The following is a 17,034-nucleotide window of genomic DNA, read 5'->3' on the forward strand; positions in this document are numbered from 1 at the left end:
CTTCGCATCGATCCCCTTCGCACCGAACCCCTTCGCACCGCACCTCACCGAGCCGCACCGGGAGCCTCCGCATGCCCACCTTCTTCCGCGATCTCGGCCACGCCCTGGAGTGGCGGGCCAAGGGCGAGACCCTGCGCGTCGAGGCGTGGGGTCCCGACGCCGTGCGGGTCCGCGCCATCAGCGGCGGCGACCTGCTCGACGGCCTGCCCGGCGCGCTGCTGCCGGACGCCCCGCCGCTCGACAGCGGGCCGCTGATCACCATCGGCGACCACACCGCGACCCTCGTCAACGGCGCCCTCACCGTGCGCGTGGACGCCGGCACCGAGGGCCGGCTCACCCCCGACCTGCCCGCCGCCGCGGGCCGGTTGACGTACCTGCGGACCGCGGACGGCAGCGAGCTGCTGGCCGAGGAGCCGCACCACTTCTGGTGGCCGGGACCGCGCCTGCACACCGCGACCGGCAACGGCTACCACCGCCTCGAACAGCGCTTCCGCGCCTACGACGACGAGCGCTTCTTCGGCCTGGGCCAGCACACCCACGGCATGCTGGACCAGAAGGGCGCCGTCATCGACCTGGTGCAGCGCAACGCCGAGGTCACCATCCCCTTCCTGGTCTCCAGCCGCGGCTACGGCCTGCTGTGGAATTCGCCCGCCATCGGCCGTGTGGAGCTGGCCGCGACCGGCACCCGGTGGGTCGCCGACAGCGCCCGGCAGATCGACTACTGGGTCACCGCAGGCCGGCCCGCCGACGTCCTGCGGCGCTACGCCGACGCCACCGGCCACTCCCCCGTCCTGCCCGAGTGGGCGGCCGGCTTCTGGCAGTGCAAGCTGCGCTACCGCACCCAGGACGAACTCCTGGAAGTGGCCCGCGAATACCGCAGGCGCGGCCTGCCGCTCGACGTCATCGTCTGCGACTTCTTCCACTGGACGCACCTGGGCGACTGGCGCTTCGACCCCGCGGAATGGCCCGACCCGCAGGCGATGGTCGACGAACTCACCTCGATGGGCGTGCGGTTGATGGTCTCGGTGTGGCCGTCGGTCAGCCCGGCCAGCGAGAACTACCACCCGATGGGCGACGGCGGCCTGCTGATCGGCACCGAGTACGGCCCGCTGGCGCACGCCGACTGGCCGGACAAGGGCCTCGGTGCGTACTCGGCGCAGGTCGCCTTCTACGACGCCACCAGCCCCGAGGCGCGCGCGTACGTCTGGGACCGGCTGCGGGACAACTACCTGGCGCACGGCGTGAAGGTCTTCTGGCTCGACGCGTGCGAGCCGGAGCTGAAGCCCGGCCACCCGGCCAACCTGCGCTACCACGCCGGTCCCGGCCTCGAGGTCGGCAACCTCTACCCGCGGGAGAACGCCCGGATGGTCTGGGACGGGCTGCGCGCGGCCGGCGAGACCGAGATCGTCTCGCTCAACCGGTCCTCCTGGGCGGGCGCCCAGCGCTACGGTGCCGCGCTGTGGTCCGGCGACATCGCCACAACCTTCGCGTCGCTGCGCACCCAGATAGCGGCGGGCCTGAACGTGATGATGTCCGGCATCCCCTGGTGGACCACCGACATCGGCGGCTTCCACGGCGGCGACCCCGACGACCCCGCCTACCGCGAGTTGCTGGTGCGCTGGTTCCAATACGGCGCCTTCTGCCCGCTCTTCCGGCTCCACGGCTTCCGCGGCCCCGAGCAGGTGCTGGAGCCGTCGATGACGGGCCTGGCCAACGAGGTGTGGTCGTACGGCGAGGAGGCCTACGAGATCCTGCGCGGCTTCCTGCTGCTGCGCGAGCGGCTGCGCCCGTACCTGATGGAGCAGATGCGGACCGCCGCCGGGACCGGACTGCCGCCGATGCGGCCGCTGTTCGTGGACTTCCCCGAGGACGACGGAAGTTGGACGGCCGCCGACTCCTTTCTGTGCGGACCGGACCTGCTGGTCGCCCCCGTCGTCGTGGCCGGCGCCCGGGAGCGCGAGGTCCACCTGCCGGCGGGCGCGCGCTGGACCGACGCGTGGACCGGCGAGGCGTACGACGGCGGCACTACGGTCCTGGTGGCGGCGCCCCTCGACCGTATTCCGCTGTTCCTGCGGGACGGCGCGGCGCTGCCCGTCACGGTGGAGGCGTCGTGACCGGGCAGCCCGACGAGCGGCAGCCCACCGGGCGGCTTACCCAACGGCTCGGCGACCGCCTCGCCTTCGGCGGCGACTACAACCCCGAGCAGTGGGACGAGGCCGTCTGGAAGGAGGACGACCTGTTGATGCGCTGGGCGCACGTCAACCTCGCCACGGTCGGCGTCTTCTCCTGGGCGCTGCTCGAACCCGAGGAGGGCCGCTACGACTTCGGCTGGCTCGACGCGCACCTGGACCGGCTGCACGCCGCCGGTGTCGCCGTCGACCTGGCGACGCCCACCGCGTCACCGCCCCCGTGGTTCACCTTCGCCCACCCCGACGCGATGCCGGTCACCGCCGAGGGCGTACGCCTCACGCACGGCAGCCGGGACACGTACTGCCTGGCCGCGCCCGCCTACCGGCAGGCGGCGCTGCGGATCGCCACCGCGCTGGCCGAGCGCTACGGCCGCCACCCGGCGGTCGCGATGTGGCACGTCCACAACGAATACGCCACCGTCTGCTGGTGCGACCACGCGGCGGCGGCCTTCCGGACGTGGCTCCGCGCCCGCCACGGCACCCTCGACGCGCTCAACGAGGCCTGGGGCACGGCTTTCTGGAGCCAGCGCTACCTCTCCTGGGAGGAGATCCTGCCGCCGCGCGCCACCCAGTGGCACCGCAACCCCGGGCTCGCCCTGGACTACCGGCGGTTCTGGTCCGACGAGGCGCTGGCCGCCTACCGCGAGCAGCGCGACGCGATCCGCGCCCGCACCACCGCGGACCGGCCGATCACCACCAACCTGATGCTGCCCGGCTACCAGGTGCTCGACCTGTGGTCCTTCGGCCGCGAGGTCGACGTCGTCGGCATCGACCACTATCCGTGCGCGCCGGGCCGGGACGCCGCCGCCGACACCGCTTTCGGCGCCGACCGGGCCCGCTCCTTCGGCGGCGGCAAGCCCTGGCTGCTGATCGAGCAGGGCGCCAACACCGTCTACACCGGCGACCGCACGCTGCCCAAGGAACCGGGCGACATCCTGCGCCACTCGCTGGCGCACATCGCCCACGGCTCGGACGGCGCGCTGTTCTTCCAGTGGCGCCAGTCGAAGGCCGGCGCCGAGCTGTGGCACTCGGCGATGGTCCCGCACGCCGGACCCGACTCGCGGATCTTCCGCGAAGTGGCGGACACCGGGGCGGCGTTGGACCGGCTCTGGGAGGTCGCCGGCTCCCTCGTCCGGGCGCGGGCAGCCGTGCTGCACGACTCCGACTGCTGGTGGGCGCTGGACGGCCAGGGCCTGCCGTCGGCATCCCTCGACTACCACGGCGAACTGCGCCGCGCGCACCGGGCGTTGTGGGACGCCGGCGTCACCACCGACTTCGCCCACCCCGCCGGCCCCGACCTGTCCCGCTACCGGCTGCTCGTCGCCCCCGCCCTGCCCCTGCTGTCCGACGCCGCCGCCGAGTCGCTGCGCGCCTGGGTCCACGCCGGCGGCACCCTGCTGGTCCAGCACTTCGCGGGCGTCGTCGACGAGCGCCACCACGCCCGGCTCGGCGGCTACCCCGCGGAGCCGTTGCGCGAAGCCCTCGGCGTACGGGTCGAGGAATTCCGGCCGCTCGCCGCCGGTGCGGTCCTGCGCCTGTCCGACGGCTCGACGTCCACGGCGTGGAGCGAGTCGCTGCGGCTGACCGCCCCGGCCGAGGCGGTCGCGTCCTACACCGGGGGCATGCTCGCCGACCGGCCCGCCGTGACCCGCCACCCCTACGGCAGCGGCACCGCCTGGTACGCCTCCACCCGGCTGGACGCGGCCGCGTACGACGCCCTGGTCGCCCGTCTGCTGGCCGAAGCCGGCATCCGCCCCGAGATCCCGCTGCCCCCGGGCGTCGAGGCGATCCGCCGCCACTCCCCGTCCGGCGGCCCGAGCTGGCTCTTCCTCCTCAACCACACCGCCGCCCCGGCCACCGTCCAGGCCGACGGCCACGACCTCCTGACCGCCCGCCCCGTGCCCGCCGCGGGCCTCACCCTCCCGCCGGGCGGCGCGGCGGTCCTCCGCCAGGGCTGAGCCCAGGGCTGAGTCCAGGGCTGAGTCAGCGCCGCGCCGGGCAGGCCGCGGGGAGTGTCTGCTGCGGGAGGTAGCGCGCGGTCTCCTGCCGCGTCGGGTCGCGGTCGACCGCCTTGCACACGGCCGTGATCGCCGCGGCCGGGCCGGGCAGCGCCACGGTCCAGCCGAGGACGGTGCCGTCGGAGGAGACGGTCGCCAGCCGCGTGCCGTCGGGGCTGAGCGCCACGGAGGCCACCACGCCCGAGCCGGTGTTCAGCGTCGTACGGACCTGTCCGGTGGCGACGTCCCACAGGCGGACGGTCCCGTTGGCGTCACCGACCGCCAGCGTGCGGCCGTCGGCGCTGAAGGCGACGGCTGTCGCCTGCGATGTACTCGCGGTCAGGACCGCGGACCGGCGGCCGGAGCGTACGTCCCACAGCGAGGTGGTTCCGTCGTCACCGCCCGCGGCCACGAGCCGCCCGTCGGGGCTGAAGGCCACCGACGCGGGGGCGGCTTCCTGCGGAAGCCGGCTCTCCTTCGCCTTGGCGGGCAGGGCGAAGCTCCGCACGGTGCGACCGGTGGCCGTGTCCACCAACAGGACCCTCGCGTCGTCGCGTTCCGCCAGGGTCCGGCCGTCCGGGCTGAGCACGTAGCCGGTGAACGCGACATCGCCTGCGGCCTTCCACTTCGCGGGGTGGGAATCGCGGGCGGCCGCGTCCCACACCCGCACCGAACGGGAGATATCGCCGGCCGGCCGGTTCTGCTCGACGACGGAGGTGACCACGGTGCGCCCGTCCGCGCTGATCGCCGTCGCGTCCGCTGTGCTGTCGATGACGCGGCTGCTGCGGGTGGCGGCGTCCCAGAGCGTCGCGCCGTGCTCCCCCATCCCCACGATGCTGCGGCCGTCCGCGTCGGCCCCCACCCGGTGCACCGGGGCCCTGCCGCCCGGCTTGCCGAGGGTCGCCGCCCGCCGCCACGAATCGGTCGCCCACAGGCCCACGGTGCCGTCGGCCTGCCCGGTGGCCAGTAGGCGGCCCCTCTGGGCGAAGACCGCGCCGGCCGCCCGGCCCCTCCGGGGGCCCGCGCCCTCCAGGACGGTGGCGGCCATGCCCTCGGTGGTGAAGAGCCGGACCGTGCCGTCCGCGGCCCCGGCCGCCAGCGTGCCGTCGTCGTCGCTGAAGGCCAGCGCGCTGATCGCACCGCTGTAGTCGTTGAAGGCCGTCTGGCTGCGGCCGGTGGCGGCGTCCAGCAGCTGCACGGTCCCGTCGCCCGAGCCGGTGGCCACGAGCCTGCCGTCCGGGCTCATCGCGACGATCCTCGCGACGGCACCCGCGGCGTCCGCGGTCCTGGTGGCGGCGACGAGGGCCGTCGGGGGCCCGCCGCCGGCCCAGCGCCAGATCCAGACGCCGCCGTCGGTGGTGCCGATGGCCACGGTGCGGCCGTCACCGCTGAAGGCCAGCGATCCCCAGGGCAGCGTCGTCGTCGCGAGCCGCCGCCCCGTGACGGTGTCGAACAGGCCGATGCCGCGGGTGCCCGAGGCGGCAACGATGTGCCCGTCCGGGCTCACGGCGTCCAGGTTGCGCCAGCCGGGGACGGCCGTACGGGAGCGGCCGGTGCCGGTGTCCCAGGACTCGATGCCGTCCCGCTCGTCGGGAGCATAGGAGATCATCGTGCGCCCGTCGGCGTCCAGCCGGGTGCCGTCGCCGAACGACCTGCTGTCCTGCGTGAAGCCCGGGACAGCCGTACGCGCACGGCCGCTCGCGAGATCCGTCGTGACGACCCGCGCGTTGGCGTAACTGCTGACGAGGGTGCGGTCGTCGCGGCTGAAGGCCATCGCGACCGTCGTCGGCGTTCCCATGCCCGCGGGCAGGTCGCGGTCGGTGAGGACGTCCCTGGTCCGGCCGGTGGCGAGGTCGGCGCTGAAGGCCGTGCCCCCTTCCCCGCTCCAGGCCAGGGAGCGGCCGTCATGGCTGAAGGCAAGGCTCTGGACCGCCCCGGCGTCCCCGCTGAGCCGCTGCCGCAGCGGCGCGTCGGCGGCACGGTAGAGGCCGGCGGTCGCCTCGGCGGTCGGGCTGACGCGGTAGGCCTGCACCGCGAGCAGCATGCCAAGTTCGGTGTCCGTACTCATCACCGACGCGGACTGGGCGGCGAGTTGGCGCGACAGGGTCACCCGCTGCGTGGCGACCGCCTCCCGCCGCGCGGCGTCACTGACCCGGCTCTGCCGCCACGCGACCATCCCGGCGGTGACCGCCAGCACGAGCAGCACCGACAGGGTCACGGTGAGCGCCCGCAGGCTCCGGCTGGCCCGGGCGGCGAGCCGGATCTCCTGCTCGCGCGCCGCGACACTGGCGTCGAGGAAGGCCGCTTCCAGCGCGGTGAGCCCGTCCCGCCCGTCCGGCCCGTCCCGTCCTTCAGGCCCGAAGGCGTCCTGAGCGGCGGCGAGCCGGCTCCCCCGGTAGAGGGCCCCGGGATCCCGTTCGAGCGCCCGCCACGCCCGGGCGGCCTCGGTGAGCCGCCGATGCACCCGCAACCGCTCCCGATCCTCCTCGACCCACGCCCGGTAACGCGGCCAGGCGGAGATCACGGCTTCGTGCGCGAGGTCGACGGTGTCCCCGTCCGCGGTCAACAGCCGCGCTTGCACGAGCAACTCCAACACGACGGCGGTCTCGCTCGACCCGGGCCCGCCGGGGTCACCGCCGGACGCGGGCGCGGGTGCGGCCCCCGCGCCCGAGGCCGGTTCGAGTTCGGCGCGGTCGGTGGGGCGGCGGGTGTCCTGGGCGCCGTCGCCCGGGGTGACCAGGCGGAGGAAGATGCGGCGGGCGGTGGCGGCCTGGGAGGGGGAGAGGCGGCCGTAGAGGCTTTCCGCGGTGGCGGCGATCGCCCCGTGGATGCCGCCGGCGGCCTCGTACATCGTCTCGGTCAGCGCCCGGCCGCGGCGACGGCGCCAGGTCTCCAGGAGCGCGTGGGAGACCAGCGGCAGGCTGCCCGGCTCCTTCTCGGCCTCGCGGACGATCCGCGCCGTCAGCGACCGCTCCACGATCAGCCCGGCGGCCGCGGCCGGCTTCACGATGGCCTCGCGCAGCGCCGCGGGGCCCATCGGTGCGACCAGCAGCACCGCGTCCCGCAAGGCCTCGACCAGTGCCGGGTGTTCGGCGCAGCGGCCGAAGAAGTCGGCCCGCACCGCGATCACCACCCGCAGCCGCCCGCCGGGCCGGGCCGCGGCGAGCAGCAGGTCGAGGAACGCGGCGCGTTCCTCCGCGTCGGCGGTGAGGGTGAACACCTCCTCGAACTGGTCGACGATGACGACCGCGTCGCCGTCCTCCTCCCGCTCGGGCGCCGGCAGCGCGGCCAGGGCGCCGGCCGGCGCCGCCGGGCGAGGGCCCGGCGTGAGGATGCGAATGGCGGAAGGACGCGCCCCGGCGCCGTCTCCGGACCGCAGCGCGGGTATCAACCCGGCGCGCAGCAGCGAGGACTTGCCGCTGCCCGAAGCACCCACCACCGCGACGAGCCGTTCCTCGCCCAGCTTTTCCACCAGCCGGGCGACCAATTCGTCGCGCCCGAAGAAGAGTTCCCTGTCCTGCGCCTCGAACCGCCGCAGGCCGCGGTAAGGCGCGGCGGAGTCCGCCTCGCGGTCCGGCGGCCACGCTCCCATCGCCTCCCCGCTCGCGACGTCGCGCCAGCGCCGCTCCCACCGCTCGACCTGCTCGGCGTCCCCGCCACAGGCCTGTACATACGCCCGCAGTGTCGGCAGCGACGGCAGCCGTATGCCGCCCGCCGCCTGCGACAGCGTGCTCGCGCCCGCACCGGTGAGCCGGGCCATCTCCCGATAGGTGGGACTGCCCGCCTCCACCCGCAACTTCCGCAACTCGTATGCCAGTTGCTGGACCGGCCCGGTCTCGGGGTCCAGCAGACCCTCCGGACGCCCCGCCATGTGCTCCCCCGCCCTGTCAACCCGCCCCCCGACGGCCACCGACCCGCACGCTACGGCCGGCGGTTGCGTGCAGCAAGTGCGCCCCCTTCCAGGCGGATCGCGTAGATCCGCCTGGCGCAGGGGGCGGTCATTCAATTCCGGCGCTGCTGGACTGGCGAGGTCGGCACATCAAGGGGGAGTTGGGTCATGCCCGTCGCCAGGGGAGTCAAAGTCGGCGTTGTCGGCGGGGTGTTCACCGCGATGGTGGCCGTCGCCGCTGTCGGCGCGTACAACATCTACACGGCCCTCGACAGTGAGGAGGGCGGCAGCACGCCCGGCGCGGGCACCCGGGCGGCCGCAGCCGGGCGCGGCGACCAGGACGCCGCCAAGCCCCTGACCCGCAAGGAGATCAGCGCCGCCGCGTCCGATTTCCTGGCCGCGTGGTCGTCGGGCGACACCGCGGCGGCCGGCGCGCTGACCGACTCGCCTTCCACCGCGTCCACCGCGCTGACGAGTTACGCCACCGGCGCGCACATCGACTCGGTGCGGATCACACCGGGCGCCGCGACGGCGGGCGGCGAGCACTTCACGATCGCCGCGCACATCACCTACCAGGCGCTGACGTCCACCTGGACGTACGGCTCCTCGCTCACCGTCACCCGCAACACCGCGGGGGACCCGGCGGTCGCCTGGTCGCCGTCCGTGCTCCACCCGGGGCTCGCCGACGGCGACACCCTCCTGACCAGCACCGCGGACGCGCCCGACCTGGAGGTCACCGACCGCCGGAACACCGTGCTGACCGGGGCCGCCTACCCGTCGCTCACCCGCATCATCGCCGACCTGGGAGAGCGCTACGGCAAGCAGCTCAGCGGCGGCACACCCTCGGTCGGGACGTGGATCCGCAAGGCCGACGGGTCGACCGGGCAGCCGCTGCACGTCCTGCGCAAAGGCAGCGGCGTGCGGCTGAGGACGACGCTGGACGCCACGCTCCAGACGGCGGCGGAGAAGGCCGTGGCCGGGAAGAGCGGCGCGGGCGTCACCGCGCTCGACACCCGCAGCGGCGCGATCCTCGCCATCGCCTACAGCCCGGCGGACGGCGAGGACACGGCGCTGATGGAGGCCTCCGCGCCCGGCTCGACCTTCAAGATCGTCACCGCGGCCGCGCTGCTGAACTCCGGCATGACGCCCGCCTCCCCCGCGCGCTGCCTAAGCCAGGACAACATCGCCAACGGCCGGGTGTACCACAACGACACGCCCACCCTGCACAAGGCCGACGCCACCCTCGAATGGGACTTCGCGCAGTCCTGCAACACCGGCTTCATCCACCACGCCGACGCACTCGGCCCCCACGGACTGCGCGACACCGCGGCGAAGTTCGGCCTCACCCAGGAGTGGAACGTCGGCACGCCGACCGCCGAGGGCCAGCCGAGCATGCCGGACACCAGCGTTCCCGACGAGCTGACGTCGGAGATGATCGGCCAGGGGGAGTTGCGGATGAGCCCGCTCGTCATGGCCTCCGTCGCCGCGACCGCCACGAGCGGCGACTTCCACCAGCCGCTGATCGTGGACAAGAGCCTGGTCCACGAGCCGATCGCCAAGGCGTCCGGCCTCTCCGGCCGGACCTCCGCCGCCCTGCGCCAGATGATGCGCAGCGCCGTCACGACCGGCACGGCGAGCGCGGTGATGCGCGGCTTCGGCCCGGACTCGGGCGCGAAGACCGGCTCCGCCGAGGTGTCGGGCCAGGACACCACCAACGGCTGGTTCACCGCCTACGCCGGCCACGTCGCGGCGGCAGCCGTCGTCCACGACGCGGGCCACGGCAACACGTCGGCGGGGCCGATCGTGGCGGCGGTGCTGCGCGCGGGCTGAGGCGGGGGGCATACGGCCCGGGTACGGGTCCGGGGCGGCGCGGGGGCCCCGCCTCCCCCCGGCCCTGGAACGGCCGGTCCCTGAGCGTTGATCGCCCGGCGGGCGGGACGTAGGTTCCGGGGCATGACGAACGTACGGATCGGCGTGATGTACGACCGCGACTGGGCTCCCGAGGGTCTGCCGGGGTTCGCGCGGGAGGTCGAGGCGCTCGGGGCCGACGACCTGTGGGTGGTCGAGGACCTCGGGTGGAACGGCGGGATCTCGGCGGCCGCCGTGGCGCTGGGAGCGACGCAGCGGCTGCGGGTGGGGATCGGGATCACGCCCGCGCCCCTGCGCAGCCCGGCCCTGCTCGCGATGGAACTGGCCACGCTGGCCCGGGTGTTCCCCGGTCGGCTGGTCGCCGGGATCGGCCACGGGGTGCCCGAGTGGATGGCCTCGGTCGGCGTCGCGGCCCGCTCGCCGCTCGCACTGCTGGAGGAGACCGTCACGTCGGTCCGCGCGCTGTTGCGCGGCGAGAAGGTCGAGGTCGACGGTCGCGAAGTGCACCTGGACGGCGTCCGGTTGGTTCACCCGGCCACCGAACCGCCGCCCGTGGTCGCGGGCGTGGTGCGCCCCCGCTCGCTGGAGCTGTCCGGCCGGGTCGCCGACGGCACCCTGCTCGCCGAGGGCAACGGCCCCGACGACCTGCACAGGGCCCTGGCCCTGATCCGCAAGGGCGCCCCCGCCCCCGGCCACACCCTGACCGTCTACGCCTACGCCTGCGTGAGCGACGACCCCGCCCACGTCGCGGCGACCCTCGGCCCCCTGACCGAGGACCAGGGCGCCTGGCTCGGCCGCGCCCCGGAGGACGTCTTCACCGTCTCCGGCCCGCCCACGACGGCCGCCGCCCGCATCCGCGAGCTGGCCGCGTCGGGTGCGGACACGGTGGTCCTGCGCTTCTTCGGCCCCGAGCCGGCGACGCAGCTCGGAACCGTCCTGGAGGCGCTGCGCGCCGGCTGACGGCGCCGGTGGCGGCCGCGCCACGCCGATGAGCGACCGTACGCGGCCGGCGCCACACGGGTGATCGTGGGGGAGGGGAAGCCGAAGCGGTCGGCGTCGACCGGGATCGTTCGTGGGCTGCGTCACGGTGATCTCGCAGCTGCCGTCGAAGCAGCTGCCCGTACCGGCGGGCGGCGCCGGGCCGGCCGTACAGGTCGTGGGCGTCGGGGCGCCGCTCGGAGCAGGGCGGCGGCGGCCGTCATACCGCTACGCGGCCTGCGGGTACGCGTAGCGCGGGTCCTGCTCCGGGGGCGGCACCGGGCCGCGCCCCCTCCGGTCACCGGTGCGACGGCAGGCGCCGGGAGGGGGTCCCGGGGTCTGATACGCTGATCCAGCGACAACGGCCTGTCAGGCAGTGCTCAACCGGTCACGGAGGGCAAGTCACCGGGAGCGTCGCAAAAACCAGTGCGAGAGCATGGCGCAGTATGTGTCAGACTTGTCCCGCACAAAGCAGTACACGCAGTACAGCAAGGTCCTGTGGAGCAGTTTGGAGTGCTCGCCACCCTGTCAAGGTGGAGGCCGCGGGTTCAAATCCCGTCAGGACCGCTGCGGCTGGGTAGCTCAGTTGGTACGAGCGACCGCCTGAAAAGCGGTAGGTCGCCGGTTCGACCCCGGCCCCAGCCACCGCACGGCGTAGGCCCCGTCCTCGGACGGGGCCTACGCCGTTTTCAGCGCCCCCCAGGGTGCCGGTGCCGCCAGACGACGAAGACGGTGGTCGCCACCGCCGCCCACGCGGCCAGCACCGCGAAGGGGAAGACGTGCTGGTGGCCGCCGAAGTAGACGGCGGTGTGCTGGGCGTTCACCGAGGCGCCCGGCGGCAGCCAGCGGCCGATCCACCCGAGCAGCGACGGCAGCAGCGGCCACGACACGGCGCCGCCCGACGACGGATTGCCGAGCAGCACCATCAGGCCCCACGTCGGCAGCATCGCCCACCGGCCGACCAGCGTGTTGAACATCGTGAAGACCATGCCGGAGGTGAACATCGTGAACGCCAGGATCAGCCAGGACTCCGCGAACGGCAGGTCGACCGCCCCCAGTCCCCAGTCGACCACCGCGGCGATCGCGAACCCGCCGAGCATCGAGTAGGCGACGATGAAGGCGATCCGCTCGGCGGGGTTGAGGGGGCGGGCGTGCACGCTGAGCTGGATGGCCCCGACGAAGCCGAGGATCACCGCGGCCAGCGAGATGTAGAAGATCGCCAGGCCGCGCGGGTCGCCCTTCTGCAGCGGATTGATGTCGCTGACCGTGACGGGTTCGCCGATCGCCCCGCCCACCGCGGGTGCGGTCTCCGCCAGCAGCTGCGCGACGCTCGCGCCGGACGCCGACGACACGTACAGGTGCGGGGCGCCGGTCGCGGCGCCCACCATGGCGGGGGCCGGCTCCCGCAGGATCGCGAAGACCTTCTGCGCCTCGACCGCGTTCTTCGCCGCGGCGAAGCTGTCGTAGTGGTGCAGCTGGAGCGAGGCGCCGAGCGCCTGCTCCATCCCGGCGACGAATTCCTCCCGCTTGACCTCGGAGGTCGGCACGCCGGTGACGGCCGTCGGGATGTGCCGCGGGGTGGGATTCGCCATGGCGTACGTGTACGACCCGGCGAACAGTCCCGCGGCCGCCGCGACGATGACCACCAGGACGCACGCCGGCAGGAACGGCGAGGCCCGGAACGCCGCCCACCACGCCCGCACCTCCATACCCCGACGCTAGGCCCCCACCCCCCTACCCCGCCCCCCCTGCACCTCCTTCAGGGGGGCGCCCCTTCGCAAGACGGCGCCCTACAGGGGACGCGGCGACCTGCGCCCCCTCGCCAGACGGCGCCCTACAGGGGACGCGGCGACCTGCGCCCCCTCGCCAGACGGCGCCCTACAGGGGGCGCGGGGAACTGCGCGCGCAACCGGCCACCGGCCGCGGGTCCGGCACCGACCGAACCACCCCACCGGGCCGGTGACGCCCCGCACCCCCGAAAGCGCCGGCGGCGGCAGCCGCGCACCCCCGGGCCCCGGGCAGGGGCCGCCCCCGGGAAATGGGGTCGCCGCGCGCGGGCGCCAGGTGCGAGCATGGGTCGCGTATGTCTACTTACGCGACCACCGCTGAACTGGCCCAACGCCTCCCCGCTCTCACCCTGCGCGACGAGCAGCGCCTCGGGCGGCGGCTCGACGGTGCCCGGCGCATCAGGAAGCCGGAGGCACGCGCGACGGTGCTCGCGGAGATCGACGCCGAGATCGGCAAGGGCGAGCAGCGCATGGCGGCCCGCAGAGCCGCCGTGCCGCGGATCACCTATCCGGAGGCGCTGCCGGTCAGCCAGAAGAAGGACGACATCCTGGCGGCCATCCGCGACCACCAGGTCGTGATCGTCGCGGGTGAGACCGGCTCGGGCAAGACGACCCAGATCCCGAAGATCTGCCTGGAGCTGGGGCGCGGGGTGCGCGGCCTGATCGGGCACACGCAGCCGCGCCGCATCGCGGCCCGTACGGTCGCCGAGCGCGTCGCGGAGGAGCTGCGGACGCCGCTGGGCGAGGCGGTCGGCTGGAAGGTGCGGTTCACCGACCAGGTCGGGGACTCGACACTGGTCAAGCTGATGACCGACGGCATCATGCTCGCGGAGATCCAGACGGACCGCGAGCTGCGCGCGTACGACACGATCATCATCGACGAGGCGCACGAGCGCAGCCTGAACATCGACTTCATCCTGGGCTATCTGGCCCAGCTGCTGCCGCGCCGCCCCGACCTGAAGGTGATCATCACCTCGGCGACGATCGACCCGCAGCGCTTCTCACGGCACTTCGGCGACGCGCCGATCGTGGAGGTCAGCGGGCGTACGTATCCGGTCGAGGTGCGCTACCGGCCGCTGCTGGAGGAGGGCGGCGAGGCCGAATCCGACCTCTCCGGCGACCGGGACCAGATCACCGCGATCTGCGACGCCGTGGACGAGCTGCAGGCGGCGGGTCCCGGCGACATCCTGGTGTTCCTGTCCGGCGAGCGGGAGATCCGCGACACCGCGGACGCGCTGGTGAAGAAGAACCTCCGGCACACCGAAGTGCTGCCGCTGTACGCCCGGTTGTCGTCGGCCGAGCAGCACCGGGTCTTCCAGCAGCACGCGGGGCGCCGGATCGTGCTGGCCACCAACGTGGCGGAGACCTCGCTGACCGTTCCGGGCATCCGGTACGTCATCGACCCGGGCACCGCCCGCATCTCCCGCTACAGCCACCGGACGAAGGTGCAGCGGCTGCCGATCGAGCCGGTCAGCCAGGCCAGTGCGAACCAGCGCAAGGGGCGCTGCGGGCGTACGTCGGACGGCATCTGCATCCGGCTCTACGACGAGGACGACTTCCTGTCCCGGCCGGAGTTCACCGACGCGGAGATCCTGCGGACGAACCTGGCGTCGGTCATCCTGCAGATGACGGCGGCCGGGCTCGGCGACATCGCGCGCTTCCCCTTCATCGACCCGCCGGACAGCCGCAACATCAAGGACGGTGTCCAACTCCTCGAAGAGCTGGGCGCGCTGGACCCGAAGGAGAAGGACGCGCGCAAGCGGCTGACGCAGACCGGCCGCAAGCTCGCGCAGCTCCCGGTCGACCCGCGGCTGGCCCGCATGGTGCTGGAGGCGGAGCGCAACGGCTGTGTGCGCGAGGTGATGGTCATCGCGGCGGCGCTGTCCATCCAGGACCCGCGCGAGCGGCCCTCGGACAAGCAGCAGCAGGCCGACCAGCAGCATGCCCGCTTCCGGGACGAGAGCAGCGACTTCCTGGCCTTCCTGCACCTGTGGACGTATGTCAGGGGCCGCCAGAAGGAGTTGTCGTCCTCGGCCTTCCGCCGGATGTGCCGGGCCGAGTTCCTGAACTACCTGCGCATCCGCGAGTGGCAGGACATCTACAGCCAGTTGCGGTCGGTCGCGAAGTCGCTGGGGATCACCGTCGACGAGCCGGCGTCCCAGGACGACGCGGCCGATCCGGTACGGGTCCACCAGTCGCTGCTGGCGGGCCTGCTGTCCCACCTCGGCCTCAAGGACACCGACAAGAACGAGTACCTGGGTGCCCGCAGCGCCAAATTCGCGATCTTCCCGGGCTCGGCACTGTTCAAGAAGCCGCCGCGCTGGATCATGTCGGCCGAGCTGGTGGAGACCTCCCGGCTGTGGGCGCGGGTCAACGCGAAGATCGAGCCGGAGTGGGTCGAGCCGCTGGCCCAGCACCTGGTCAAGCGCACCTACAGCGAGCCGCACTGGGAGAAGGACCAGGCCGCGGTGATGGCGTACGAGAAGGTGACCCTCTACGGTGTCCCGCTGGTCGCCCAGCGCAAGGTCACCTACGGGCGGATCGACCCCGAGGTCTCCCGCGAGCTGTTCATCCGCAACGCCCTGGTCGAGGGCGACTGGCGCACCCACCACCAGTTCTTCCACGACAACCGCAAACTGCTCGGCGAGGTCGAGGAGTTGGAGCACCGCGCCAGGCGGCGGGACATCCTGGTCGACGACGAGACGCTGTACGACTTCTACGACCGCAAGCTGCCGGAAGAGATCGTCTCCGGGGCGCACTTCGACTCCTGGTGGAAGCAGAAGCGGCGCGAGGAACCGGAGATGCTCAACTTCGAGCACTCCATGCTGATCAACGAGGGCGCGGAGGCGGTCACCAAGGCCGACTACCCCGACTCCTGGCGGCAGGGCGCGCTGAAATTCCGCGTCACGTACCAGTTCGAGCCGGGCGCCGACGCGGACGGCGTGACCGTGCACATCCCGCTCCAGGTGCTCAACCAGGCGGTGCCCGACGGCTTCGACTGGCAGATCCCGGGCCTGCGCGAGCAGGTCGTCACCGAGCTGATCCGCTCGCTGCCGAAGCCGATCCGGCGGCACTACGTGCCCGCGCCGAACTACGCCAGGGCCTTCCTGGACCGGGCCGTGGCCGGCCCCGACCCCCTGCCGCTCGTACTGGCACGGGAGTTGCAGCGGATGGTCGGGGTCCCCGTCACCGCGGAGGACTTCGACCTGGCCAGGGTGCCCGACCACCTGAAGGTCACCTTCCGGGTGACCGACGAGCGGCGGCGGACCGTCGCCGAGGACAAGGACCTCGACGCGCTGAAGCTGCGGCTCAAGCCGAAGACGCGGGAGGCCATCACGAAGGCCTTCGAGCGCGTCTCGGACCCCGCGCTGGCCGGCGTGGAGCAGCGCACCGGCCTGAAGGACTGGACGATCGGTGCGCTGCCGCGGACGTTCGAGACCCCTCCCCGCAGGCTTCGCCGCGGGGATACCCCATGGGCCGGGCAGCCGGTCAAGGCCTATCCGGCGCTGGTCGACGAGGGCGCGTCGGTGGCGGTGCGGCTCTTCGACACCGAGGCCGAGCAGGCCGAGGCGATGTGGCGCGGCACCCGCCGGCTGATCCTGCTGAACGTGCCGGTGAACCCGGCCAAATTCGTCGCCGACCAGATGTCCAACCAGCAGAAGCTGGCCCTGTCGCGCAACCCGCACGGCAGCGTGCAGGCGCTGTTCGAGGACTGCGCCACCGCCGCGGCCGACCGGCTGATCGCCGAGCACGGCGGCCCCGCGTGGGACGAGGAGGCCTACCGCAAGCTCTACGACGCGGTGCGGGCCGACCTGGTCGAGCTGACCGGCCGCAGCGTCCAGCGGGTCCAGCAGGTGCTTGCCGCCTGGCACTCCTGCGAGCGGCGACTGAAGGACACGACGTCGCTGGTGCTGGTGGCGAACCTGCAGGACGTCAAGGAGCAGCTGGCCGCCCTCGTCCACCCCGGTTTCGTGACGGAGGCGGGCCTCAAGCGCCTGCCGGACCTGATGCGCTACCTGGTCGCCGCCGACCGCCGCCTCCAGCAGATGCCGACGGCGGCGCAGCGGGACACCACGCGCATGGAGAAGGTCCGCGAGATCCAGGCCGAGTACGCGCAGCTGCTGGCCTCCCGGCCGGCCGGCCGGCCCGTCCCCGCCGCGGTGCGCGAGATCCGCTGGATGATCGAGGAGCTGCGGGTCAGCTACTTCGCCCACGCGCTGGGCACGGCCTACCCGGTCTCGGACAAGCGGATCTTCAAGGCCCTGGACGAGGCCTGGGGCTGACCCCCTCCCCCGCCCCCCGCCCCGCCTCGCGATCGAGTTCGA

7 protein-coding genes and 2 tRNA genes are annotated in these 17,034 nt (G+C 73.6%); 7 read left to right on the forward strand and 2 right to left on the reverse strand.

The genetic code is table 11. The annotated features are described in order from the left end of the window. Nucleotides 1-71: 71 nt before the first annotated feature. Together BUE44_RS06565 and BUE44_RS06570 are read left to right on the forward strand one after the other, a co-directional pair. The gene (locus BUE44_RS06565) at nucleotides 72-2,114 is read left to right on the forward strand and encodes a glycoside hydrolase family 31 protein (protein WP_073494795.1); all 2,043 of its coding nucleotides are present in this window, start codon (nucleotides 72-74) and stop codon (nucleotides 2,112-2,114) included. Next, complete coding sequence (locus BUE44_RS06570) at nucleotides 2,111-4,147, forward strand: beta-galactosidase (protein WP_073494797.1); 2,037 nt, start codon at nucleotides 2,111-2,113, stop codon at nucleotides 4,145-4,147. Before BUE44_RS06565 ends, BUE44_RS06570 begins: the two co-directional genes overlap by 4 nt. 25 nt (nucleotides 4,148-4,172) lie before the next feature. Here BUE44_RS06570 and BUE44_RS06575 read toward each other — a convergent pair whose 3' ends face one another. Then, complete coding sequence (locus tag BUE44_RS06575) at nucleotides 4,173-8,057, reverse strand: nSTAND1 domain-containing NTPase (protein ID WP_073494799.1); 3,885 nt, start codon at nucleotides 8,055-8,057, stop codon at nucleotides 4,173-4,175. A gap of 186 nt (nucleotides 8,058-8,243) precedes the next feature. On the opposite strand from BUE44_RS06575, the gene BUE44_RS06580 reads away from it, so the two are divergent. From BUE44_RS06580 to BUE44_RS06595, 4 genes are all read left to right on the forward strand, one after another. Further along, nucleotides 8,244-9,905 carry a penicillin-binding transpeptidase domain-containing protein gene (locus BUE44_RS06580; protein ID WP_073494801.1) on the forward strand — a complete coding sequence of 554 codons (1,662 nt, stop codon included), beginning with the start codon at nucleotides 8,244-8,246 and terminating at the stop codon, nucleotides 9,903-9,905. A 123-nt stretch (nucleotides 9,906-10,028) separates the two neighbouring features. Next, nucleotides 10,029-10,904: an LLM class flavin-dependent oxidoreductase gene (locus tag BUE44_RS06585; protein WP_073494803.1), complete on the forward strand. Its 876-nt coding sequence runs from the start codon at nucleotides 10,029-10,031 to the stop codon at nucleotides 10,902-10,904. 510 nt (nucleotides 10,905-11,414) lie between these two features. Beyond that, nucleotides 11,415-11,489, forward strand: a tRNA-Asp gene (locus BUE44_RS06590). 4 nt (nucleotides 11,490-11,493) lie between these two features. Beyond that, nucleotides 11,494-11,567 (forward strand) — tRNA-Phe (locus BUE44_RS06595). Nucleotides 11,568-11,611: 44 nt separating this feature from the next. Here the strand turns inward: BUE44_RS06595 and BUE44_RS06600 are convergent. After that, a complete protein-coding gene (locus BUE44_RS06600) occupies nucleotides 11,612-12,631 on the reverse strand; it encodes a hypothetical protein (RefSeq protein WP_073494805.1) in 1,020 nt (339 codons plus the stop codon). 374 nt (nucleotides 12,632-13,005) lie between these two features. On the opposite strand from BUE44_RS06600, the gene hrpA reads away from it, so the two are divergent. After that, a complete protein-coding gene (gene hrpA / locus BUE44_RS06605; RefSeq protein WP_073494807.1) occupies nucleotides 13,006-16,992 on the forward strand; it encodes an ATP-dependent RNA helicase HrpA in 3,987 nt (1,328 codons plus the stop codon). Nucleotides 16,993-17,034: the final 42 nt, after the last annotated feature.

Origin of the sequence: Actinacidiphila paucisporea, from assembly GCF_900142575.1 — a bacterium.
Taxonomy (GTDB): domain Bacteria; phylum Actinomycetota; class Actinomycetes; order Streptomycetales; family Streptomycetaceae; genus Actinacidiphila; species Actinacidiphila paucisporea.